22 protein-coding genes and 1 pseudogene are annotated in these 22,649 nt (G+C 67.9%); 11 read left to right on the top strand and 12 right to left on the bottom strand.

From position 1 onward, the window contains the following. Positions 1-209: 209 nt before the first annotated feature. From KZ686_RS23610 to KZ686_RS23595, 4 genes are all read right to left on the bottom strand, one after another. Positions 210-734: a gamma carbonic anhydrase family protein gene (locus tag KZ686_RS23610; RefSeq protein ID WP_265633862.1), complete on the bottom strand. Its 525-nt coding sequence runs from the start codon at positions 732-734 to the stop codon at positions 210-212. Positions 735-813: 79 nt separating this feature from the next. Continuing rightward, positions 814-1,758, bottom strand: coding sequence for a tripartite tricarboxylate transporter substrate binding protein (locus tag KZ686_RS23605; RefSeq protein WP_265635401.1), 945 nt, complete (start codon positions 1,756-1,758; stop codon positions 814-816). Between the two features lie 182 nt (positions 1,759-1,940). After that, on the bottom strand, positions 1,941-3,092 hold the full coding sequence (locus tag KZ686_RS23600; RefSeq protein ID WP_265633861.1) for a CaiB/BaiF CoA transferase family protein: 1,152 nt from the start codon (positions 3,090-3,092) through the stop codon (positions 1,941-1,943). Positions 3,093-3,114: 22 nt separating this feature from the next. Further along, positions 3,115-4,140, bottom strand: a complete 1,026-nt coding sequence (locus KZ686_RS23595; RefSeq protein ID WP_265633860.1) for a hydroxymethylglutaryl-CoA lyase — start codon at positions 4,138-4,140, stop codon at positions 3,115-3,117. Positions 4,141-4,418: 278 nt separating this feature from the next. Here KZ686_RS23595 and KZ686_RS23590 point away from each other — a divergent pair, with 278 nt between their 5' ends. Next, on the top strand, positions 4,419-5,144 hold the full coding sequence (locus tag KZ686_RS23590; RefSeq protein WP_149316036.1) for an IclR family transcriptional regulator: 726 nt from the start codon (positions 4,419-4,421) through the stop codon (positions 5,142-5,144). On the opposite strand, the gene KZ686_RS23585 is transcribed toward KZ686_RS23590, so the two are convergent. Further along, on the bottom strand, positions 5,141-6,109 hold the full coding sequence (locus KZ686_RS23585; protein ID WP_265633859.1) for an HpcH/HpaI aldolase/citrate lyase family protein: 969 nt from the start codon (positions 6,107-6,109) through the stop codon (positions 5,141-5,143). The genes KZ686_RS23590 and KZ686_RS23585 overlap by 4 nt on opposite strands. A gap of 214 nt (positions 6,110-6,323) precedes the next feature. Here KZ686_RS23585 and KZ686_RS23580 point away from each other — a divergent pair, with 214 nt between their 5' ends. The 7 genes and pseudogenes from KZ686_RS23580 to KZ686_RS23550 all read left to right on the top strand — a co-directional run bounded on the left by KZ686_RS23580 (position 6,324) and on the right by KZ686_RS23550 (position 13,288). Continuing rightward, positions 6,324-7,676, top strand: coding sequence for an MmgE/PrpD family protein (locus KZ686_RS23580; RefSeq protein ID WP_265633858.1), 1,353 nt, complete (start codon positions 6,324-6,326; stop codon positions 7,674-7,676). Between the two features lie 20 nt (positions 7,677-7,696). Next, entirely contained in the window at positions 7,697-8,188 is a 492-nt protein-coding gene (locus tag KZ686_RS23575; protein WP_265633857.1) for a MaoC family dehydratase, read from the top strand. Then, complete coding sequence (locus KZ686_RS23570; protein ID WP_261661535.1) at positions 8,185-9,429, top strand: acyl-CoA dehydrogenase family protein; 1,245 nt, start codon at positions 8,185-8,187, stop codon at positions 9,427-9,429. The genes KZ686_RS23575 and KZ686_RS23570 overlap by 4 nt, the downstream gene beginning before the upstream one ends. Beyond that, positions 9,396-9,917 (top strand): annotated as a pseudogene (locus KZ686_RS23565) (MaoC family dehydratase); the annotation flags it as partial. The gene KZ686_RS23570 and the pseudogene KZ686_RS23565, both read left to right, overlap by 34 nt. Before the next feature lie 13 nt (positions 9,918-9,930). Further along, positions 9,931-11,157: a CaiB/BaiF CoA transferase family protein gene (locus KZ686_RS23560; protein WP_265635398.1), complete on the top strand. Its 1,227-nt coding sequence runs from the start codon at positions 9,931-9,933 to the stop codon at positions 11,155-11,157. A 61-nt stretch (positions 11,158-11,218) separates the two neighbouring features. After that, positions 11,219-12,142, top strand: a complete 924-nt coding sequence (locus KZ686_RS23555) for an HpcH/HpaI aldolase/citrate lyase family protein (RefSeq protein WP_149316043.1) — start codon at positions 11,219-11,221, stop codon at positions 12,140-12,142. Between the two features lie 126 nt (positions 12,143-12,268). Beyond that, entirely contained in the window at positions 12,269-13,288 is a 1,020-nt protein-coding gene (locus KZ686_RS23550; protein WP_149316044.1) for a Bug family tripartite tricarboxylate transporter substrate binding protein, read from the top strand. An 83-nt stretch (positions 13,289-13,371) separates the two neighbouring features. On the opposite strand, the gene KZ686_RS23545 is transcribed toward KZ686_RS23550, so the two are convergent. Then, the gene (locus tag KZ686_RS23545; protein WP_265633856.1) at positions 13,372-14,013 is read right to left on the bottom strand and encodes an HD domain-containing protein; all 642 of its coding nucleotides are present in this window, start codon (positions 14,011-14,013) and stop codon (positions 13,372-13,374) included. 261 nt (positions 14,014-14,274) lie between these two features. On the opposite strand from KZ686_RS23545, the gene KZ686_RS23540 reads away from it, so the two are divergent. Beyond that, positions 14,275-15,231, top strand: coding sequence for a GlxA family transcriptional regulator (locus tag KZ686_RS23540; RefSeq protein ID WP_265635396.1), 957 nt, complete (start codon positions 14,275-14,277; stop codon positions 15,229-15,231). A 21-nt stretch (positions 15,232-15,252) separates the two neighbouring features. Here the strand turns inward: KZ686_RS23540 and KZ686_RS23535 are convergent, their stop codons facing one another. Both KZ686_RS23535 and KZ686_RS23530 read right to left on the bottom strand, forming a co-directional pair. Continuing rightward, a complete protein-coding gene (locus KZ686_RS23535; RefSeq protein ID WP_265633855.1) occupies positions 15,253-16,062 on the bottom strand; it encodes an SDR family oxidoreductase in 810 nt (269 codons plus the stop codon). A 171-nt stretch (positions 16,063-16,233) separates the two neighbouring features. After that, positions 16,234-16,827, bottom strand: a complete 594-nt coding sequence (locus tag KZ686_RS23530) for a TetR/AcrR family transcriptional regulator (RefSeq protein WP_265635394.1) — start codon at positions 16,825-16,827, stop codon at positions 16,234-16,236. Between the two features lie 184 nt (positions 16,828-17,011). On the opposite strand from KZ686_RS23530, the gene KZ686_RS23525 reads away from it, so the two are divergent. Beyond that, the gene (locus KZ686_RS23525) at positions 17,012-18,247 is read left to right on the top strand and encodes a YbfB/YjiJ family MFS transporter (protein ID WP_150083844.1); all 1,236 of its coding nucleotides are present in this window, start codon (positions 17,012-17,014) and stop codon (positions 18,245-18,247) included. A gap of 7 nt (positions 18,248-18,254) precedes the next feature. Here the strand turns inward: KZ686_RS23525 and KZ686_RS23520 are convergent, their stop codons facing one another. From KZ686_RS23520 to KZ686_RS23510, 3 genes are read right to left on the bottom strand one after another with little or no spacing between them, the layout of a single operon-like run. Further along, complete coding sequence (locus tag KZ686_RS23520) at positions 18,255-19,115, bottom strand: alpha/beta hydrolase (protein WP_265633854.1); 861 nt, start codon at positions 19,113-19,115, stop codon at positions 18,255-18,257. A 29-nt stretch (positions 19,116-19,144) separates the two neighbouring features. Continuing rightward, positions 19,145-20,671: a tetratricopeptide repeat protein gene (locus KZ686_RS23515; protein WP_265633853.1), complete on the bottom strand. Its 1,527-nt coding sequence runs from the start codon at positions 20,669-20,671 to the stop codon at positions 19,145-19,147. Positions 20,672-20,685: 14 nt separating this feature from the next. Beyond that, the gene (locus tag KZ686_RS23510; protein WP_265633852.1) at positions 20,686-21,294 is read right to left on the bottom strand and encodes a TetR/AcrR family transcriptional regulator; all 609 of its coding nucleotides are present in this window, start codon (positions 21,292-21,294) and stop codon (positions 20,686-20,688) included. Positions 21,295-21,520: 226 nt separating this feature from the next. Here KZ686_RS23510 and KZ686_RS23505 point away from each other — a divergent pair, with 226 nt between their 5' ends. Continuing rightward, positions 21,521-22,339, top strand: a complete 819-nt coding sequence (locus KZ686_RS23505) for a metal-dependent hydrolase (RefSeq protein ID WP_265633851.1) — start codon at positions 21,521-21,523, stop codon at positions 22,337-22,339. Positions 22,340-22,393: 54 nt separating this feature from the next. Here the strand turns inward: KZ686_RS23505 and KZ686_RS23500 are convergent, their stop codons facing one another. Beyond that, the gene (locus KZ686_RS23500; protein ID WP_226105854.1) at positions 22,394-22,534 is read right to left on the bottom strand and encodes a hypothetical protein; all 141 of its coding nucleotides are present in this window, start codon (positions 22,532-22,534) and stop codon (positions 22,394-22,396) included. Between the last annotated feature and the right edge of the window lie 115 nt (positions 22,535-22,649).

Raw genomic sequence — 22,649 nt, 5'->3', positions numbered from 1 at the left:
GGTGCCATCGGATCGTGTTGGGTCGTGGATGCGGAGCGGCGGGCAAGATATCGTCCTGGTGTCGATCGGACGATAATGATATTGCATTATCATTAAAAATCAAATGGGCCTGCGTCCCCTGCCCTGTGGCACAGGCGGACCCGGAAGAGGCCGCTTCGGTCGGCATCCTGCCCACGCACTGCCCGGACCTCGTCCCGGGTAATGCCCGGTCAGGCCACCTTCTTCAGTTGCTTCCTATAGTCGGCGCCGCGCTTCACGTAATCGGCGGCGTTGGCGCGCAGATTGCGCACTTCCTCGTCGCTCAACTCGCGCACGGCCTTGGCCGGCGAGCCGAGGATCAGCGAGCGCGGCGGGAAGGACTTGCCTTCGGTGACCAGCGCCCCCGCCGCGACCAGGGATTCGCTTCCGATGGTCGCGTTGTTCAGGATCACGGCCTGGATGCCGATCAGCGCGCCATCGCCGATGGTGCAGCCGTGCAGCATGGCCTGATGCCCGATGGTGACGTCGGTACCGATGCGCAGCGGGCAGCCCGGATCGGTATGGAGCACCGCGCCTTCCTGCACGTTGCTGCGGGCGCCGATCGCGATCGGTTCGTTGTCGGCGCGGATCACCGCGCCGGGCCAGACGGTGACCTGCTCGCCGAGCTGTGCGTTGCCGATGAGGGTGGCCTGATCCGCGATGAAGGCGGTGTCGGAGATGGACGGCGTCAGGTCGCCGAGCTGGTAAAGAGCCATGTTTCGATGATGCGTTGGTGGGGAGAAGGAAGGCCCGCGAGCCGCGTGTCGCGTACCGAGTGCCGCGTGCCGCGTGCGACTATTCGACCGACACGTTGGCCTTCTTGACCAGCGTGGCATAGCGCGCCGCCTCGCTGGCGAAGAACTTTGCCGCCTGCGCCGGCGTGGTCGGCCGCGTGGCGGTCGCCTGCTTCTTCAGGGCCTCGACCACCTCGGGGCTGGTGAAGGCCTTGGTGAAGGCGTCGTGCAGGCGCTGGACTTCGGCGGGCGGCAGGTTGGCCGGACCGACCAGGGCGAACCAGCCCTCGATGTCGTAGGCCGGCAAGCCTTGTTCGGCGATGGTGGGGATATCGGGCGCCGCCTGCGAACGGCTCGCGCCGCACAGGCCGATCGCGCGCAGCGTGCCGGCCTTCAGATGCGGCAGCACGGCGTTCAGCGCGACCACGCCCATCTGCACCTGCCCCGACAGCAAATCGGTGACCATCGGCCCGGTGCCCTTGTATGGGATATGGCGCGCCTTGACGCCGGCCTCCTCCAGGAACATCTGGCCGGCCAGATGAATCACGGTGCCGTTGCCCGACGAGGCGTAGTTGTATTCGTCCGGTTTGGCCTTCAGCAGGGCGACCAGCTCCTTGACGTTGCGCGCCGGCACCTTCGGGTTGACCACCAGCACCAGCGAGGTCGCGCCCAGCACGCTGATCGGCGTGATGTCCTTGATCGCATCGAACGGCATCGACTTGAACACGCTCGGATTGATCGCGTGGTTGTTCGACACCATGCCGAGCGTGGTGCCGTCCGGCGCCGCCTTGACGACCGCGGCCGTGCCCGTGATGCCGCCCGCGCCGGGCATGTTCTCGATCACGACCGGCTGGCCGAGCGCCTTGCCCAGCGCCGGCGCGGCCGCCCGCACAATGGCATCGACGCCGGAACCGGCGCTGATCGGCAAGATCAATCGGATCGGCTTGCCGGAGCCCGGCTGCGCCTGCGCGGACCGAGAGGGATACAGCGCCGGCACGCCCAGCATGCCGAGCGTGACGGCCGCCGCGGCCAGTTTGATCACATTGCGACGGATCGGAAGCGAGGGCGCGATGGCGCGCGAGCGGGGTGAATGCATGATGTTGTCTCCGGATGGGTATGTCCGGCCGCTGTGCCGCGGCCTGTTCGGGCCTGGCCGGCGCAGATCGCGCGCCGGCCGCCCCGGTGCTGTCAGCGCGCGCCCTTGCCCAGGCGCGCCAGAATTTCGTCGTTGTGCTCGCCGGCCTTCGGCAAGGGATGGCGCACGCCGGGGCGGCGGCCGCCCATCAGCAGCGGCAGCAGCACGGCCGGCGCCGTCGAGCCGTCGTCGGCCTGCATCGGCACCAGTCCCCCGCTTGCCTTCAGATGCACGTCGTCGAGCAGCTGATCGGGGCGCACGATCGGCGCGTACGGAATGCCGGCCGCCTCGAGCTTGGGCGCCAGCTCGGCGACGCGGTGATGCCGCAGGATGCCGCCGAGCTGCTCCAGCAGTTGCGGACGCACCGCGACGCGCGAGGCATTGCTGGCGTACTCGGGCACGCCGAGCAGGTCCGGCCGCTCCAGCACCCTGCACAGCGTGACGAACTGCTTGTCGCTGACCGCGCCGATGAACAGCTGCTCGTCGTCGGCCAGCGTGAAGACGTCGTAGACGCTCCAGGCCGATACGCGCGAGGGCATCGGCGGCGGCGCCTCGCCCGTCATCGCGTACTGCTGCATATGCTGCGAGGCCAGGAACACGCAGTTCTCGAACAGCGCGCTCTGGATCTCCTGGCCGCGGCCGGTGCGATCGCGCTCGCGCAGCGCGGCCAGCACGCCGATCGCGCCGAACATGCCGCCCATGATGTCGTTGACCGAGGTGCCGGCGCGCAAGGGCCGCCCCTTTGGCCCGGTCATGTACGACAGGCCGCCCATCATCTGCACCACCTCGTCGAGCGCCAGCCGGTTCTCGTACGGCCCCGGCAGGAAGCCCTTGTGCGAGACATAGATCAGCCGCGGACAGGACTTCGACAGCGTGTCGTAGTCCAGGCCGAGCTTGCGCATCAGGCCGGGACGGAAGTTCTCCAGCAGCACGTCGCACTGCCCGGCCAGTTCCGCCGCGGTGGCACGGCCCTCGTCGGTGGTGATGTCGAGCACCACGCTCTTCTTGTTGCGGTTGAAGGCGCGGAAAAAGCCGATGCCCAGGCCGGGCAGGTTGCGCGTCTTGTCGCCGCCGGGCGGTTCGACCTTGATGACCTCGGCACCGAGATCGGCCAGGATCATGCCGCAGGTCGGGCCCATGACCATATGGGTGAACTCGACCACGCGGATGCCCGCGAGCGGGAGGGATTCGTTGCTTTGCATCATGATATGACCCACTCGGTGGCGATCAGGCTGGGAAAGTCTGGATGGGCGCCGGGGACGGTGCCGTGCCACAGCGGCTCGGCGCGGCAAGGCCGGCATCGTCGTCAGCGCCGACACCGGGGAATGTCTTCGGCAAGCCGGCGCGCCACAGCATGCCGTGCAGGGTCTCGCCGGCGAGCCAGCCCGCCACCCGCTCGCGCAGGCGCAGCAGCGCGCCGATATCGAGGCCGGTGTCGATGCCCATGCTGCCCAGCATATAGGCCAGGTCTTCGGTGGCGACATTGCCGCTCGCGCCCGGCGCATGCGGGCAGCCGCCGATGCCGCCGAGGCAGGCGTCGAAGCGGTTCACGCCGGTCTGCATCGCGGCGTAGACGTTGGCCAGCCCCAGTCCGCGGGTATCGTGGAAATGGCCGCACCAGAACCTGTCGCCGGCGAGCGCGACGGCGCGCTCGAACAGCGCGGCCACCTGCGCGGGATCGGCATAGCCCACCGTATCGGCAAGGCTGACGCGGTCCGCCCCGGCATCGAGCAGCGCCTGCATCAGGCGCAATACTTCGTCGGCATCGACATGGCCCTGGATCGTGCAGCCGAACGCCGTGCCCACGCCGCCCTCGATCAGCGTGCTCGCCCCGGCGGCGTCGCGGGCCGCGCGCATGCGGGCCACCTCGGCCACCACTTCGTCGGGGGTCTTGCGCAGGTTCGCCAGGCTGTGCGCATGGCTGGCCGACAGCGGCACCAGCATCAGGTCGGCACCGTGGGCAAGCGCCAGCTCGGCGCCGCGCAGATTCGGCACCAGCACCGAGCAGAACAAGCCCGGCAGCGTCCTGGCGAAGGCCAGCAGCTCGGCCGTATCGGCCAATTGCGGCAGCAGCCGCGCCGGCACGAAGGAGCCGATCTCGATTTCGCGCTGGCCGGCGTCGTAGGCGGCGCGGATCCATTCGCGCTTGTGTTCGGTCGGCACGATGGTCTGCACGCTCTGCAGGCCGTCGCGCAGGCCGACCTCGCGGACCACGGCACGGCTGGGCAGGGAAGGAAGTGGGCTGGCTTTCATGGCTCTGGCTGGCTCTCGCGGGGATGCGGACCGGGAGATCGGCGATCTCGTGCGGCAGGGTGGGAGCAATGTATGCCATTCCCGAATCGAGCTACAGCGATGATTCGTGCACGTTTCGATTCCATATCGGAAAGCCTTGGCGAGCGACCCATCGCGGGGCCGTCCCCGCCGGAACGTCATGCGCGGCGGGTGCTACGGCCGGCGTACCATACGGCAGTTCGGCAATTCGACCGGCGGCGCGACCGCCCGGCAAGGGGAGACAGGCTGTGGATGCAGGCATGGTGAAATCGGCGAACCGGGTCTTCGATCTGCTCGAGCTGTTCGAGCGCGAGCGGCGGCCGCTGCGGGTCGGCGAAATCGTCGAGAAGCTGGGGATACCGCAATCGAGCGCGTCGATGCTGGTGCGCACGCTGGTAGGCCGGGGCTATATGGAATTCGATGCGCAGGCGCGCACCTTCTGCCCTTCCGTGCGGGTGTCCTTCCTTTGCGACTGGACCACGCGCAAGCATGGCACCAGCGCGACCGTCCACGATGCCATGCGGCGGCTGTCGGCGGACACCGGCGAGACCGTGCTGCTGGGACGCCAGAACGGCATCATGCTGCAGTACCTGTCGGTCATCGAATCGCCCCACGCGCTGCGCCTGACCGCCGTATCCGGCGCGATGCGCCCGATGCATCTGACCGCGATCGGCATCATGCTGATGAGCCGGATGAACGACGACGAGGTGGGCCGCCTGCTGCGCCGCTATAACGCCGAGCACAAGAGCGCATGGCCGCCGGCGCGGCTGGCCGATACCATGCGCGCCGTCCGGCAGGCGCGCGAGCAGGGTTACTACGAATCGGCCAATCTCGCCACGCCCGGCGCCGGCGTCCTGGCCACGCTGCTGGCAACACCGATCCGTGGACAATGGCTGGGCATCGGTACCGGCGGGCCCGTGGCCCGGCTGCATGCGCGCCGCAAGCAGTTGCTGCCCGCGGTGCTGGCCGTCGCGCGAAACTGCTAGACCTTCGCCGCATTCGCAGCGTTCGGAGAGTTCGGAGCGTTCGCAGCAGTCGCAGTCGCAGCCGCCCCGCCCCGCCGCTGCTCCGCCTGCACGATTGCGCGGTGGCGAGCCAGCAGCCGCAGCGCCTGTTCCAGATGCAGCCGCTCGACCATCCTGCCATCGAGATTGATCACCCCTGCGTCTGCGTTCTCGTTCGCCGCGAAGGCGGCGGCAATCCGCTCGGCTTCCGCGACCTGCTGTGCCGACGGCGCGAATGCCGCGTTGGCGGCGTCGATCTGCGACGGGTGGATCAGCGTCTTGCCATCGAATGCCATCCGCACCGATTGGGTCAGTTCCGCGGCATAGCCGGCCTGGTCGCCGAAGTCGTTCCAGACGCCATCGAGAATGTCGACCCCGTAGCGTTTCGCCGCCAGCACGGCCTGCATCAGCCAGGGCATCAGATAGCGGCGCTCCTCGCCGGCAAATACACCGGTGTCCTTGGCCAGATCGTTGGTGCCGATCACCAGGCAATCGAGGCGCGGTGTCGCCGCACGCCCGGCCGCGACGATCGCATCGAGCCGATGGATCGCCTGCGGCGTCTCCACCATCGCCCATAGCGCCGGCGGCTTGTCCCATGCCAGCGCCGCGCAGGCGCGGGCGAATGCCACGACATCGCTGTCGTCGCCGACCTTCGGCAGCAACACCGCGTCGACGCGCGCGCTGGCGGCGAGCATCAGGTCCTGCGCGAACTCGGCGGTGCCCAATGCATTGACGCGCAGCACGATCTCCTGGCCGGCAGACCGCCGCCCCGACAGCGCTTGCCCAAGCTGCGCGCGCGCGGCGCTCTTCATCGCGGGCGACACCGCATCTTCCAAGTCGAACACGATCGCATCGCATGGCAGCGCGGCCGACTTGTCGATGGCGCGGGCGTTGGCCGCGGGAACATAGAGCACCGAGCGGCGCAGGCGGAGGGAATCGTCGGTCATGGTCTCGATCTCGAAGTGGTTGGCGGACAGGCGGTGCGGGACCGCGCGACATGCAGTCTGCCTCTCCGCCCGGCGCCCCGCCATCACATCCATGATGATTTGCTGCCGTCGTCATCCATCACATATGTGATGCCCGCCGATGCCGCGCGGGCCGATACTGCCTCCACCCGCAACAACCGTCGCCCGCCAAACCGGGCGCATCGAACAGGTGGACATGGAACGATCCGAGCAGGCGGCACCCGGCTATACCGGCGCGATGGCGCAGTGGATCAGCACGGTCGACGACACGGCGATCGGGCCGGCGGCCCTGATGTGGGCGCGCCACGCGCTGCTGGACTGGCTGGCGGTGGCGATCGCCGCCAACGGCGAGCCGCTGGTCACGATGCTGACTGCCGAACATGGCGGCGACTCGACCGCGCCCTGCACCCTGCTGGGCGGCACCCGCGCGCACGTGGCCGACGCTGCGCTGATCAATGGCGCGGCCGGCCACGCGCTCGACTTCGACGACGTCGCTTCCGCGATGCGCGGCCACCCCACCGTACCGGTCGCTCCGGCCGCGCTGGCGGTGGCCGAGCTGCAGCGCGCCGGCGGCATCGATCTGCTGCGCGCGCTGGTGATCGGCCATGAGGTGGAATCGCGCATCGGCGAGCGGATTGGCGACGCGCAATACCGCTTCGGCCTGCATCCGACCGGCACCACCGGCGCGATCGGCGCGGCGGCGGCGTGCGCCCGGCTGATGCGGCTGGACCCGGATCGCAGCGCGCACGCGCTCGGCCTGGCGGCCACGCAGGCGGCCGGCCTCAAATGCATGTTCGGCACGATGGCCAAGCCGCTGCATGCCGGCAAGGCCGCGATGCATGGCGTGATGGCGGCCCGGTTGGCGGCGCGCGGCTTCACCGCCAACACCGCGGCGCTCGAATGCGCACAGGGATTTGCAGCCACGCAGGCGCCGGACGGCGATCCGCTGCCCGCGCGGTTCGAGCCGCGAAACACCATGGCGATCGAGAAGACGCTGTTCAAGTACCACGCCTCCTGCTACCTGACCCACTCCACGCTCGAGGCCGTGGCACAGGCGCGCCGCAAGCACGGCATCGGCCTGGACGACATGGAGACGATGGCCATTCTCGTGTCCGGTCCCCATCGCGGCGTGTGCGACATCGCGCAGCCGCGCACCGGCCTGGAGATCAAGTTCTCGATCCAGCATCTTGCGGTGATGGCCCTCGATGGTGTGTCCACCGCCTCGCTCGACAACTACACCGACCGGCAGGCCACCGATCCGCGCCTCGCGCGCGCCCGCCAACGCGTCGCGCTGCACACCGACCAGGGGGGCGACCGCAACGCCGCCGTGGTCGAGATTCGCACCCGCGATGGCCGCACGCTGCGCGAAAGCGCCAATGTCGCGGTGCCGGCCGCCGATCTCGATCGGCAATGGCAGCAATTGCTGGCCAAGGCCGAGGCCATCGTCACGCCGGTGCTGGGCGGTGCGCGCTTTGGCCGCCTGGTCGATGCGGTGCAAGCGCTAGACCGGCTCCCTTCCCTTGACCCCCTGTTCGAGGCAATCCGATGACATCCCAGGACACCGCTTCCGTGGACCCCACCGTAGCCCGGCTCAAGGCCGAGGCGACGCTGCGCGTACGCGGCAATCGCTACGAGGACTTCGAGCCCGGCCGCGCCTTCACCCATCACTGGGGCCGCACCGTCAGCGAGGCCGACAACACGCTGTTCTCGGTGCTGACGCTGCACTACAACCCGCAATACACCAATGCGGCAATGGCGGAGGCCGCCGGCCATCCGCGCATTCCGGTCAATCCGCTGCTGGTGTTCAACACCGTCTTCGGCCTGTCGGTCGAGGACCTGTCGGAAGGCGGCGGTCCGTTTCTCGGCGTCGACGAGCTCAGCTTCGTGGAGCACGTCTATCCCGGCGACACGCTGTACGCCAGCTCCGAGGTGGTGTCGCGCCGGCTCGCCAGCAATCGCCCCGGCTACGGCATCGTGACCTGGCACACGCGCGGCACCAACCAGCGCGGCGAAGCGGTGATCGCGTTCAAACGTTCGAATCTTGTGAGGACCAGGGCATGACCATATCGGCAGACGGCAAGGGCTACATGACGGAAGAGCGCCAGATGATCCGCGAGGCGGCGCGCGAGTTCACCATGAAGGAGGTGCTGCCCGTCGCCAATGCCCTCGACGGCCCCGACGCCGAGATCCCGATGGATCTGCGCGACAAGATGGCCGAGATGGGGTATTTCGGCATCACGATTCCCGAGCAGTACGGCGGCCTGGGCCTCGGCATCTTCGAGTACTGCCTGATTTGCGAACAGCTGTCGCGCGGCTGGATGTCGGTCGCCTCGATCGTCGCGCGCGCGCAGGGCGGCTGGATCATGAAGGCGATGCCCGAGGACATGCGGCAGGCCTATCTGCCGCGCGTGGTGCGCGGCGAATTCCTGAACGCCAGCGCGCTGTCGGAGCCCGACACCGGCTCGGACCTGGCCTCGATCTCGTGCCGCGCCGAGCGCGACGGCGACGAATGGGTGCTGACCGGCAACAAGTACTGGTGCACGTTCGCCGATGGAGCCGACTACCTGATCCTGTTCGCGCGCACCTCGCCGCCGCCGAGTCCCGACAAGCGCTGGGAAGGGATTTCCTGCTTCATGATCGAGAAGGAACGCGGCAGCTTTCCGCCGGGCATGACCGGCTCGCCGATTCCCAAGATCGGCTATTTCGGCTGGAAGACCTTCGAGCTGGCACTCGATGGCGTGCGCGTCCCCGCCCGCAACCTGATGGGCGGCGAAGGCAAGGCCTTCCTGCTGATGGCCAAGGGCCTGGAAGGCGCCCGCGCGCATACCGCGGCCCGTGCGATCGGACTGGCCCAGGGCGCGCTCGAGGACGCGATCGCCTACTCGCTGGAGCGCCGCCAGTTCGGCATGCCGATCGCCGAATATCAGGCGATCCGCTTCAAGATCGCCACGATGGCCACTGAAATCGAGGCCGCGCGCCAGCTGCTGTACTACGTCTGCAACGAGATCGACAGCGGCCGCCGTTGCGACAAGGAGGCGTCGATGGTCAAGTACTTCGCCTCGGAGATGGCCGAACGCGTGACCTCGACCGCGCTGCAGATCTTCGGCGGCGCAGGCTATACCAAGCTGTTCCCGGTCGAGCGCTACTGGCGCGACGCGCGGCTGACCAAGATCTTCGAGGGCACCTCGGAAATCCAGCAGCGCATCATCGCCAACAGCCTGCTGGGACGTTCGGAGGTCGAAGCGATGATCGCCAGCCGCGCCTTCGATCAGCGCCAGGGCGCCGGGAGGGCAACGGCATGAAGACGCATGCGCTGACCAGCCACGACGGCTACTTCGAGGATTTCTCGCCCGGCATGCTGATCCGCCATGCGCGCGGCAAGACGGTGACCGAGATGGACAACGTGCTGCTGACCAATATGGTGATGAACACCGCCGAGGGCCATTTCAACGAGGACGCCATGCGGCGCGCGGCAAACGGCATCTTTTCGCAGCGGGTGGTGTTCGGCGGCATCAATCTGTCGATGGTGCTGGGCCTTGCCGCGCAGGACACCGCGGAGCAATGCCTGCGCGAAATCGGCCTGGACAAGATCCGGCTGTCGCATCCGGTCTTCCATGGCGACACGCTGTACGCCTACTCCGAGGTGCTGGCGGTAGAAGACGCGCCCGACCGGGCGGACGCCGGCCTCGTCCGCTTCCGCCACTACGGCATCAACCAGGACGACAGGCTGTGCGTGCAGGCCGAACGCACGGTGCTGCTCAAGCGCAAGAGCCATTGGGGTGACCGATGACCAGGGGCGAGCGATGAGCGGCGACGAGCGCCCCGTCGGCGCGCTCGACGGCCTGGTCGTGCTCGACCTGACGCAGATGCTGGCCGGGCCGTATGCGTCGATGATGCTGGCCGACCAGGGCGCGCGGGTCATCAAGATCGAGCCGCCGGGCGGCGACCTGACGCGGCGCAACGGTCCGCATCTGGATGGCGCGCTGCGCCTGGAGCAGCGCGGATACGGCGCCTACTTCGGCTCGATCAACCGCAACAAGGAATCGGTGGAGCTGGACCTGAAGCGGCCCGCCGGGCGCGAGGCGCTGCTGCGGCTGGCACGCCAGGCCGACGTGCTGGTCGAGAACTACCGCGTCGGCGTGATGGACCGCCTCGGGCTGGGCTACGAGACGCTGGCCGCCGCGAACCCGCGGCTCGTCTACGCCACGCTGCGGGGCTTCGGCGATCCGCGCAGCGGCGCCAGCCCCTACGCCGACTGGCCGGCCTATGACCCGGTCGCGCAGGCCATGGGCGGCATCATGGGCATCACCGGCGCCCGCCGCGGCGGCCCGCCCACCAAGATCGGCCCGGGCGTCGGCGATATCGTGCCGGCGATGTTCCTGGCGTACGGCATCGCGGCGGCCTGCTGGCGCGCACAGCGTACCGGCCAGGGGCAGTTCGTCGACGTGGCGATGGTCGACGCGGTGCTCGCGGTCTGCGAGCGGCTGGTGTTCCAGTACGGCGTGACGGGCAACGCGCCGGGGCCGGAAGGCAACGGCCACCCGCTGCTGTGCCCGTTCGGACTGTTTCCCGCCGCCGACGGCTACGTCAGCCTGGGCGTGCCGAACGACCGCTTCTGGGCCCTGCTGGTCGCGCGCATGCAGCGGCCCGAGCTGCAGCACGATCCCCGCTTTGCCAGCAACGACGCCCGTGTCGCGCATCGCGAAGAGGTGGACGAGCTCGTCTCCGCCTGGACCCGGCGCTTCACGAAGCAGGAACTGGCGCGCGAACTCGGCGGCGAGATCCCGTTCGGTCCGGTGTTCGATGCCCGCGACATCTTCGCCGACCCGCATTTCCGCGTGCGCGACATGCTGGTCGAGGTCGAGCAGCCGGGCGCGGCCCGGCCGTTGACGGTCGCCGGCACGCCGGTGCGAATGAGCGCGACGCCGGGCGCGGTGCGCCGCCGCGCCCCGATGGTCGGCGAGCACACCGAACGGACGCTGGCCGACTTCGGCTTCACCGCGACCGAGATTGCCGCGCTGCGGCCGTGACAAACCGGATCGCCATGGTTCGCCTGGCGACAGCGCATACCACCAAGGAGCAAACACAGCGATGCAAAGGGATGCACAACAACGACCGCGGCGGCTGCGCCGCTGCCAGCTTTCGGTGCCGGGCTCGAGCGAGAAGATGATGAGCAAGGCCGCCGCGATGGACGTCGACTTCGTCTTTCTCGATCTCGAGGATGCCGTCGCGCCGGCCGAGAAGCGCCCCGCGCGGGCAAGGATCGTCGATGCGCTGAACGGGCTCGACTGGGGCAGGACCACCCGCTGCGTGCGCGTCAACGACCTGACCACCGAATACGCCTACGAGGACATCATCGAAGTGGTCGAGGGCGCGGGTGCCAACCTCGACGTGATCATGCTGCCCAAGGCGATGAGCGCCGCCGACGTGCAGTTCGTCGACAAGCTGCTGACGATGATGGAGATCAAGCTCAAGCTGCCGCACCGGATCGGCATCGACGTGCTGATCGAAGAGGTCGAGGCCATGATGAACGTGGAAGCGATCGCCGCCTCCACGCCCCGGCTCGAATGCCTGATCTTCGGCATGGGCGACTACTCGGCCAGCCAGGGCGTCTCCGTGCGGGACATCGGCGGCAGCGGCGGCTATCCGGGCGATATCTGGCACTACCAGCGGCACCGGCTGACGATCGCCGCGCGCGCCAACCGGCTCGACGCGGTCGACGGCCCCTTCGCCGATTTCCGCGACCCGGACGTCTATCTGCAGGAAGCGCGGCGCGCGATGATCCTCGGCATGGTCGGCAAGTGGGCGATCCACCCGTCGCAGGTCGAACTTGCGCAGCAGGTGTTCTCGCCCTCGCCCGACGATGTCGCCCGCGCGCGCGACATGATGCGCGCCTACGACGCCGCGCTCGCACAGGGCTTGGGCGCCGTCCAGTACGACGGCAAGATGATCGACATCGCGTCGATCCGCATCGTGCGCAATCTGGTGGAGCGGGCCGCGTTGATCGGCATGTAGGCAACCACGCAGCGATCCATGTAGCGACCCATGCAGCGCTCGCAGGCAACGCGCACATGCGCCGCTGCGCGGCGCGTACGGCGGCGGCAAGCCGCCGGGCAGTGATAACAACGACACGGAGACGAAATGAAGGCTGACATTCCATCCACATGGCTGGTAGACGGCCGGCGCCGTCGCTTGTTGCGCGCCGGCGCGGCGCTCGCGGTGCTGCCGTGGCCGTTCGCGTCCGCGCGCGCCGCCAACTGGCCGGCCCGGCCGATCCGCATCATCGCGGCGCAGGCCCCCGGTTCCTCGAACGACAGTACCGCCCGTGCCTTCGCCGAGTATTTCACCAGCGTGCTGAAGGTGCCCGTGGTCGTCGAGAACAAGCCCGGCGGCGTCGGCATGATCGCCGCCGAAACGGTCGCACGCAGCGAGCCCGACGGCTACACGCTGCTGTTCACGCTGCACAGCCAGCTCGCGCAGGCGCCGGTGCTGCTGCGCAAGCCGCCGATCGATCCGTCGCGCGACCTGGTGCCGATCGCCGCGGTCAGCACCGGCGTGGGCGTGATGGTGGCCAACAAGAACCTGCCCGCCAACAACTTCAAGGAAGTGCTGGCGCTGTCGCGCAAGCGGCCGGTCTCGGTCGGCAACTACGGCGTAGGCTCGGGCTGGCAGCTGATGGTGGCCCAGTTGAAGAAGGAGACCGGCGCCCAGCTCGACATCATCAACTACAAGGGCACCGGCGCGATGATGGGCGACCTGCTGGCCGGCCATATCGACGTCGGCGCGGGCTCGCTGCTCGGCATGTCGGGCGGCCTGCAGTCCGGTGGCCTGAAGCCGATCCTGATCATCTCCGGCCCGCGCAGCGACCGGCTGCCCGGCATTCCGACCTGGGCCGACGAGGGCTTCAACAGCCCGGTGTTCCGCAACCTGACCGAATGCAACATGCTGCTGGGACCGGCCGGGCTGCCACCGGAGATCGGCGCGCGGCTGGCCGAGCTGGTGACGAAATCGATCACCGAGTCCGAGCAGGTCAAGATCGTCCGGCAACAACTCGGCAGCCAGGACACGCCGTTGACCGGCGATGCCCTGCGCCAGTTCATCGGCCGTGTGTGGCCGACCTACCAGGCCGCGACCAAGGCGATCGGGCTGACGCTGCAATGACGCAGGGAGCGGCGTGCCTGTTGGGGTAAGGCACGCCCGTATGCCGTATCGCAGACCGTCCGGCACCATGGCACGGCCTTGGCTCAGGTCGGCCAGGCCGATCCCAGGATGATGCTGCAGAAGTTCAGGCGCTGGTAGTTCGGATCCTTGAGCGCCAGCACGTCGGCCTTGACGTTGCCGAAGGTCGTCAGCGGCTTGCGGCGCGTGCCCTCGGCGAAATGGTCGATGATGCTTTCCTTGAAGTTGTGCTCGCGCGGGTGATGCCGGCAGACGTGGTCGCGCTGCTCGCCGGTGAAGTCGTGATAGCACAGTCCCAGCACGTCCATCTCGACGCCCGCCGTGACCAGCGCCACCGTCGGGCGCATATGTTCGGGAACGCCCGGCGTCGTATGCAGCGCGATCGCGGCCCAGACATCGTCGATATCCCGCTCGGCAATGCCATAGCCCTTCAGGAAGTCGCGCGCCGCGTTGGCGCCGTCCACCTCGAAGCGCAGATTGTCGCTGGCATAGCGCTGCGTCAACCCCATATCGTGGAACATCGCGCCGATATAGAGCAGCTCGGGGTCGTAGGGCAGCGCCTTGCGCTCGCCGGTCAGCGCGCCCCAGAAGAACACGCGGCGGCTGTGGTGGTACAGCAGGTCGTCCTCGGTGTCGCGCACCAGCTGGGTCGCGGCGCGTGCCATCGCGCTGTCGGGTACGCGAATGCCGGCAATGATTTCGGCCATCTTGATTGCTCCTGAAGGATCGGCATGGCGGTCATCGGCAAGGCGCACGATGCGGTCGCCATCGCAAGAGTGAGAAGGGAACTGCCAGCCGGGGCCGCCGCCGTCCTGGGTCGCCCTTGGTCGCCTTCGGTCGCCACAGCGGTCCCGGTCTCGCGCTTTCATTCTGGCCTGCGCCATGTTTGACTACAATGACGCCATTCCGTCAGATCCGGACATCGTGACGGCGCTTGAGGACAGCCGCAGGAAACCCATCCCATGAGCGTGACCACCGTAGCCATCTTGATGCTCGACGGCGTGCAGGCGCTGGACGTCGCCGGGCCGGTCGACGTCTTCGCCGAGGCCAATGCCTTTATCGGCCGCAAGGACCGCTATGAAACGGTGCTGGTGGGCAGGACGCGCAAGCCGCTGCGCGCGTCGAACAGCATGCAGCTGATACCGGACCTGTCGCTGGGCGACGAAGCACCCCGCTTCGATATCGTGCTGGTGGCCGGGGGACCCGGGCTGCCGACCGCGCCGGCGGATGCCGCGGTGTCGAAGTGGCTGCGTACCGCGGCGTCGCGCGCGCGGCTGCATGGGTCGGTCTGTACCGGCGCCTTTGTGCTGGGTCATGCCGGCCTGCTGAACGGCCGCACGGTGACGACCCATTGGCAGAATGCCGCCCACCTCGCGGAGCGCTTTCCCGCCGCCACGGTCGAGTACGACCGCATCTATCTGCGCGACGGCAAGCTGGTCACCTCGGCGGGCGTCACCGCCGGAATCGACCTGGCGTTGGCCATGGTGCGGGAAGACCATGGCGCCGCGGTGGCGCTGGCGGTGGCCAAGCGGCTGGTGGTGGTGGCGCAGCGCCAGGGCGGCCAGTCGCAGTTCAGCCCGTATCTGGCCGCGACGCCAAGCCGGGCCGATTCGCCGGTGGCGCGGGTGCAGGCCTATGTGATGGCCAATATCGGCGCCAGGCTGACGCTCGACGCACTGGCTGCCGAAGTCGGCATGAGCGGACGCAATCTGGTCCGCCTGTTCGTCGCGGATACCGGCATGACGCCGCATGCGTTCATCGAGCGGGCGCGCATCGATATCGCGCGTAATCTGCTGGAAGGCAGCACCCTGCCGCTGAAATCGATCGCCTACAAGTGCGGCTTCGTGACGGTCGACCGCATGCGCGTACTGTTCCAGCAGCGGCTGGGGATCTCGCCGGCGCAGTATCGTGCGAGCTTCCGCTAGCGCCGGCGAGATCGCCGCGCATCAGATCACGCCGCCGTTCGCGCGCAGCGTCTGCCCGTTGATCCAGGCGCCATCGGGACCGGCGAGGAAGGCCACCGCATTGGCGATGTCCTCGGGCTGGCCAAGCCGCTCCAGCGGCGCCAGCCTGGCGAGCCGCTCGATGACCTCCTCCGGCTTGCCGTCGAGGAACAGCGCGGTCGCGGTCGGACCGGGCGCCACCGTGTTGACGGTGATATTGCGGCCGCGCAATTCCTTGGTCAGCACGTGCGTCATCGCCTCGACGCCGGCCTTGGTGGCCGCATAGATGCCGTAGGTGGGCTGATACAGGCCGACCACGCTCGACGACAGATTGATGATCCGCCCGCCGTTGCGCAGCCGCCGCGACGCCTCGCGCAGCGTGTTGAAGATGCCCTTCAGGTTGATGGCGACCTGGCTGTCGAACAGGGCGTCGTCGCTGTCGGCCAGCGTGGCCAGCCGCATGATGCCGGCGTTATTGACCAGCACATCGACGCCGCCGAAGGCGGTCTCCGCCGCGTCGAACATGCGCCGGACCGCGGCGCTGTCGCTGACGTCGGCCTGCGCGGTGATGGCGCGCCCGCCGGCCTGCTCGATCTGCCCCGCCAGCGCCTCCGCCTCGCGCGCGCTGCCGGCATAGTTGATGACGACGGTGAAGCCGTCGCGGGCCAGGCGCTGCGCGATCGCGGCGCCGATGCCGCGCGAGGCGCCGGTCACGATGGCGACCCGGCTTGCGGCGCGGTCGTTGGCGCTGTCGTTGGTACTGTCGTTGGTGCTGTCGTTGGTACCTTCGTTGGTGCGGTCGTTGGTGCTCATGTCAGTTCTCCGTTGGAAGGTCGCGGAAAGAAGGGAATGCTTGCGACATGGGAGAACTATGCGCGGCGGCGCCGAAAAGATCATCGCCCCGGCATTGGCAGGACTGTTGGCCGGTCTTGAACAATGGTGCCGCCTTCGCAATGGGGCTGGCGCGTCGATTCGGCTGACCCGCTATGCAGCGCCAAGCAGCACCGCGACCAGATTGTCCGCCGCCGCGCGCAAGCGCTTCTCGTCCTGATAGACCCGTTCGACCACCACCAGCCCCCGCGTGAAGGTGACGATCAGCCGGGCCGCCTGCCGCGGCGGCAGCGCGAGCTGCGACGGTTCGCCTTCTCGTGACAAGCGCTCGAACAGCACCTGCTCGATATCGTCCAGCAAGGCCTTCAGGGCCGTGCGCAGCGGCCCGTCCAGATCTTCGGTGCCCACCGCGGTCTTGGTGCTGAGGCAGCCGCGGGTCGGCATCCCGCTGCCCATCGAAGTGGTCATCGAAACAATCACACAGCCGAAGAAGCTGCGCAGCGCGTCGCGCAGCCTGGGCTTGTCCAGCGCCTCGCGCATCTGGCTAACGAAGCGCTCGCGATAGACGTCGAACACGCGCAGGAACAGCGTCTCCTTGTCGCCGTAGGCGTTGTACAGGGAGCCGCGCTGCACCCCGGTGGCCTCAGCCAGCTCCTGCATCGAGGTCGCCGCATAGCCCTTCTGCCAGAACAGCGCCAGCGCCTTGTCCAGCGCGAGGCTTTCATCGAATTGGCGAACGCCAGCCATCTGTTTCTCCGAATGCCGGGGCGTCAAATGCCCCTGGAAGACATGCAGCCATTTAAGCGCATGATTGACACATCCGTCAATCTTGACTATGTTGTCAAACATGACATTGGTGTCAAACATGACACGTCCACCGCGTTGTCGGTGGACGTTGGCCTCCCTCCGCCCTTCCTCAACAACCGAACGAATGACCAAGCCATCCCCCACCTTCACGCCGGCACAGCTGGACCGCGCGCTGGTCTGGCGCTATATCTTTGCCGGCCTGTGCGCCAGCCTCGACAGCATCGGACTGGCGCGTTTCGCCTTCACCCCGCTGATTCCCGAACTGATCCAGGCGCACTGGTTCCCGGCCTCCAGCGTGATCTATCTGGGCGCGGCCAACCTGGCCGGCTATGTCTGCGGCGCGTTGATCGGCCGCGCCGTCGGCGCACGCCTGGGCAACGAACGCACGCTGCGGCTGATGATGGTGTGGATCACCGCCGCCTTCCTCGCCTGCGCCGTGCCGCTGTCGTTCGGCTGGTATTTCTCGTGGCGCTTCATGTCCGGCATGGCGGGCGGTGTGGTCATGGTGCTGGTAGCCGGCACCATCCTGCCGCACGTACCGCCGGCGCGCAAAGGCGCCGCGGGCGGGGCGATCTTTCTCGGGCTGGGGCTTGGCATTGCGGGATCGGGCACGCTGATTCCGCTGCTGCTGGAACTGGGCCTGGCCCAGACCTGGATCGGCCTGGGCATTCTGTCGGCGCTGCTGACCGCCGCCAGCTGGTTTGCCTGGCCGCCGCGGCAACTGGATCATCCCCACCCGGCGGCGGCCAAAGCCCCGCCATCCGCGAAGGCGCATTTCGGCGGCGCCGTCTGGATGCTGTACCTGCAGTACGCGCTGATGGCCACGGCGGCCGTGGCGCCGATGGTGTTTCTGGTGGACTTCATCGCCCGCGGCCTGGGCGCGGGAACGCATCTGGGCTCGGTGTTCTGGGCGATCTACGGACTGGGCGCCATCGCCGGGCCGCCGCTGTACGGCTTTCTCGCCGATCGCCTCGGCGCCAGCCCGAGCATCCGGCTGGTCTCGCTGGTGCTGGCGATCGTGCTGGCAGCGGTCTACATCACCGACAATCTGCTGGTGCTGGGCGCCCTGACCGTTGTCATCGGCACCTTCGCGCCCGGCATGGTGCCGTTGGCGCTGGCACGCGTGCACGAGCTCGTGCCCGAGCATGCGCCACGGCAGAACATCGCGTGGAGCCGCGCCAGCATCCTGTCGGCGGCGGCGATGGCGGTCGCGGGTTATGCCTATTCCGCGCTGTTCAACGCGAGCGGCGGCTCGCACCGGCTGCTGTTCCTGACCGCGGCGGCGCTGCTCGTGGTGGCGTTGCTGGCGGACCTCTGCTTTCCGGCCAGGGCGAGGGATGCGCGGATGGCCCGCTCCTGAGCGCCGCTTACGCGGTCGCCTCGATCATCGCCAGCACGGCCGCCGTCAGCTCGCTCTGGGCATCGCCCAGCGGCTCCAGCGCGTCGAAATGGTGGCCGTGCGGCTGCACGACGATGCTGACGGGCACGCCGCGTTCCCGGAGCAGCGCGGCGTATTCGGCCTGCTGGCGGTGATACTCCGCCGATTCGTCGCCACCGACGGTCAGGATCATCGGCAGCGTGGTGGTGGGCGGATGGTGCATCGGGCTGTAGGCGGCGACGTCCCCCTCCGTCAGCCCCACCACCTTGTTGAGATAGCACAGCCGGATCGGCTCCAGGTCGTAGAGCCCGCTGATCGAGCATCCGCCCTTCAGCACGTCCGCCGGCAGGCCGAAGTCCTCCCATCGCGTGCCAGCCAGCATGCCGACCAGCTGGCCTCCCGCCGAATGGCCGGAGACGAAGATGCGATTGGCATCGCAGCCCAGCACGCGCGCGTTCCGGTGCAACCACACCACGGCACTGCGGTTGTCGCGCACGATCTCGGCCATCGTCGCGTCCGGTGCGAGCCGGTAGTTCAGCATCGCCACGTCGATGCCGCGCGCGAGATACGGGGCGGCCAGATGGCTCGAATCGGACTTGTCCAGGGCCTGCCAATAGCCGCCGTGAATGAAGATCAGCAGCGGCCGGCCCGGTCCCCCGGCGGGGAAATAGTCCAGCGTCTGCTTCGGATCGCTGCCATAGGCGAGGTTTTCCTCGACCGCATGCGCCTGCCGGAAGGCCGCGGCATCCGCCGCCCACCGCGCCAGGATGGCCGGGTGCTCCGGCACTGCGGCCCGGTTGTTGTACTGCTTGTCCAGCGATTCCTGATCCAGGTTGCGAAACACGGGCATGGAGCGAAACCTCCGTATTGTTGTTCCAGTCACGGTTTCGCTTTCCGAACCGCGGACAAGGCATCAGCGACAAGCGCGACGACGCCGGACCAGTCGGTGTCGCCCACCTCCTGCCGAAAGAGCCTGACGGCGCCCGGATACCAGATCGATGTCGGTCCTTCGCACGTCCAGCGCCAATCGGTTGCAACGTTGGCAAGCAATATCCAGGTGGGCTTGCCAAGCGCTGCGGCCAGATGCACCACGGCCGTATCGACTCCCACGACCAGATCCAGCCGGGAAATGATACCGGCCATGTCGGCAAAGTCGGCCGCCCGATTTCCCAGGTTCAGGATGAAGCGGTCACCGATCTCCGACCGCAGCTGGTCTCCGTCAGCCTCCTTCTGCAGGCTGACGAAGGTGACACCGCCGATTCCCCATAGTGGCTCGAGCGTCCTCAGGCTCGGCAGAGACCTGACATGATCGTTCTCGTTCCTGGGATTCCCTCTCCATACCAGTCCCACACGAAGGCGCCTCTTTGGAAAGAAGCGCTCCCATTTCGATGCGGCCGTCGCGGGCGCGAACAGATATGGCAACTTCGATGGAATCGACCCGGGCCCGCTTTTCAGATTGAGCGGGATGCTCCAGATATAGGTCCAGAAATCATGTCGGGGGCAGGCGGACGGATTGAATCGTTCGCGCGGAACCAGTGCGTCGACTTCGGGCATCGAAGAGAACAATGCCAGGGTCGCGGCATCGCACACCAGCGTAACGTGCCTGGCACCGGATTCCTTGATCTTCCTGACATAGCGCACCAGCTGAATCTGATCGCCGTAGCCTTGCTCGGGCCAGATCAGCAGCGATGCCCCCGCCAGCGACTCGCCTCGCCACTGCGGAAACGGTAGCCCGGGCGAGCTGGAGAATGCTCCCTGCAAACCTGCCTCGCAACGAGCCTCGAATAGCGGAAGCCCTTCTGGCCAATTGTTCCGGTAAAGCAGCAGGTTGCCAAGGTTGAGCCGGTACGAGGCATTGTGCGGATCCAGTGCCAGTGCCCGCCGATGCGCGACGTCTGCTTCGTCGAAGCGGCGTAGATCCTTCAGCACCAGTCCAAGGACATTCCAGGCCTGATGGTTGTCGGGCGCCATCTCGATCGCTTGCGATATCGCGTGCCGGGCCTCGTCGAGGCGCCTGGCCGATCGCAGCTGCAGGCCAAGATTGAGCAGTGCCTGCCCATGACCCGGTGCCGTGGCGACAGCGCGCCGGAACCACCGCTCTGCCTCGCCTTGCAGTCCCATCTTGCGATACAGCACGCCGAGATTGTTGCTGATATCAGCGGACTCGGGCGCCGCCTGGCTACCACGGCGCAGCGCCGCCTCGGCGGCCTTGTCATCGCCAAGCGCCATGTAGCAAACGCCCGCCAGGTTCAGCAGTTCGGCGTGATCGGGATGCCGGTCCAGAAGCGATTGCGCGGCTTGAAGCGCGTCGGCAAATCGTCCCGACAGGTAGCAGTCCCTGACAGCCGCAATGTCGCCACTTCCGCCGCCATTCACGGTATCCGTATTCGAGTCGATTCGCTCCATGGGCGATGCGTGCATCAAACAGGCTCCCCGACGATCCGGCGCACCAGATCACAGACCGTCGGCACCAAGGCCTCCAGCCGCGCCGGCCCTGCTCCCTCGATGCGCTCGAGCACCAGTTCGTGCACCGCGCCGACCAGGGCCAGTGCGCTCTCGTAGGGCAGGCGCTGCCGGCGCCGCTGGTCCGTGCCGACGGTGCGCTGGATGAATTCGGCCAGTTCGCGGTGGATCTGCCGGCGTACCGCCAGGCCGGGGCCGCCGAGGCTCAGGATCTCGATGAACAGCGTGCGCAGCAGCGCGGGGTTGCCCGCCATATAGCCGAGGTAGGCGCGCATCGCGCCTTCGACCTGTGCGGTCCACGGCTGGCGCGGGTCGATCGCGTCGCGCAGCACCTGCAGCGCATGCCGGCTGGCGCTGACGTACAACGCCATCAGGCAATCGGCCTTGGAATCGAAATGCTCGTAGAAGGTCCGGCGCGAGACGTTGGCCTCGGCGACGATATCGGCGATGGTGACCTCCCCATAGCCTTTGCGCGCGACGGCGCCGGCCATGCCTTCGAGCAGGCGGCGTCGGTGTTCGCTGCGGTCCGGCGCGGTGCCGGCGGTCAGGATCGCGGGTGCGTGCATGGGCGGCTCGTGGTGGGTCGCTCGTGGTGGATCGCTCGTCGTGGATCCCTCATCGTGGATCGCCCGTGGTAGATCGCCCGTGGTAGATCGCCCGTGGTAGGTCGCTCGTGTTGGGTCGCTCGTGGCGGGTCGCGCATTATCCGCCGCCATGGTACTTGACAGTACCGATCCACGCCATCATGATCGGTACTCCGCCGTACCACCCACCCGCACCCGGGAGACCACCGTGACGCACCTCGTCGTTCGCCGCCTGCTCGTCGATATGGAAGCGCCGATCCCGCGGCATTGGTGCGCGGGCGATCCGTTCCGCACGGCGTTCCTCAATGCGCTGTCGATGAGCTTTCCGGTCGGCGAGCAATTCTTTATCGATGCGGTGCGCAATGGCCTGAAGGCCCTGCCGCCCGAGCGGCAGGACCGGTTCCGCGCCGAGGTGCAGGGTTTCGTCGGCCAGGAGGCCACGCATCGCCGCCTGCACGGCCTCTACAACGAGCATCTGCGCAGGCAGGGGCTGGTCAATGCCTGGGAGGTTCGTTCGAAGGAACGGCTGAAGCAGCTGGAAGGGGTGGACCCGCGCCACCCGCTGGCGATCACGGCGGCGTTCGAACACTTCACCGCGATCTTCGCCGACTGGATGCTGCGCAACGCAGACATGCTCGGCGAGCAGGATCCGCGCCTGGCGACGCTATGGCTGTGGCACAGCGCCGAGGAAACCGAGCATCGCAACACCGCCTTCGACCTGTACCAGGTGCTGGGCGGCTCCCACGCATGGCGCATTACCTGGTTCCGCCGCATCAGCATCACCTTCCTCGGCGATGCGCTGCGCCAGACCATCGACAATCTGCGCCGCGACGGCACGCTGTGGCAATGGCGGACCTGGGCCGGTGCGGCGCGATTCCTGTTCGGCAAGCGCGGCCTGATCCGCCAGACGTTCGGCGCGTGGCGCGACTACTTCCGCCGCGATTTCCATCCGACCGACCACGACGCCAGCGCTTCGGCGCAATGGCTGGAGGCCCACCGGGACAAGTACGTGCCGGTCGGCGCCTGAAGGCGGCACGAGCAGACCGCGCGCCGACGGCCGCCCTTCCCGATTCTTACCCGATTACCAGTACGACAACACCAGCAGCCCGATCAGCACGATCGCGATAAACACCCACAGCATCGGGCGTGCGATCAGGTGGCGGCCACGCGTCGATGCGCGGGCGGCCTCGGCGTTGGTACCGTACTCATCTTTTCTGGGCATGGCGGTGACTCGAAGGGCTTGATGTAACCGGGGTGACGCACGGATCGTGCCGAGTGCGACAGCCTCGCCCGGTGCAGCGCGCCATGCCCCGGGCGCGTGCAATTTTGACAACGGC

The sequence above is a fragment of the Cupriavidus cauae genome, from assembly GCF_026210475.1.
GTDB classification, from domain to species: Bacteria; Pseudomonadota; Gammaproteobacteria; order Burkholderiales; family Burkholderiaceae; genus Cupriavidus; species Cupriavidus cauae.
This window is presented reverse-complemented; position numbering and strand designations above follow the sequence as displayed.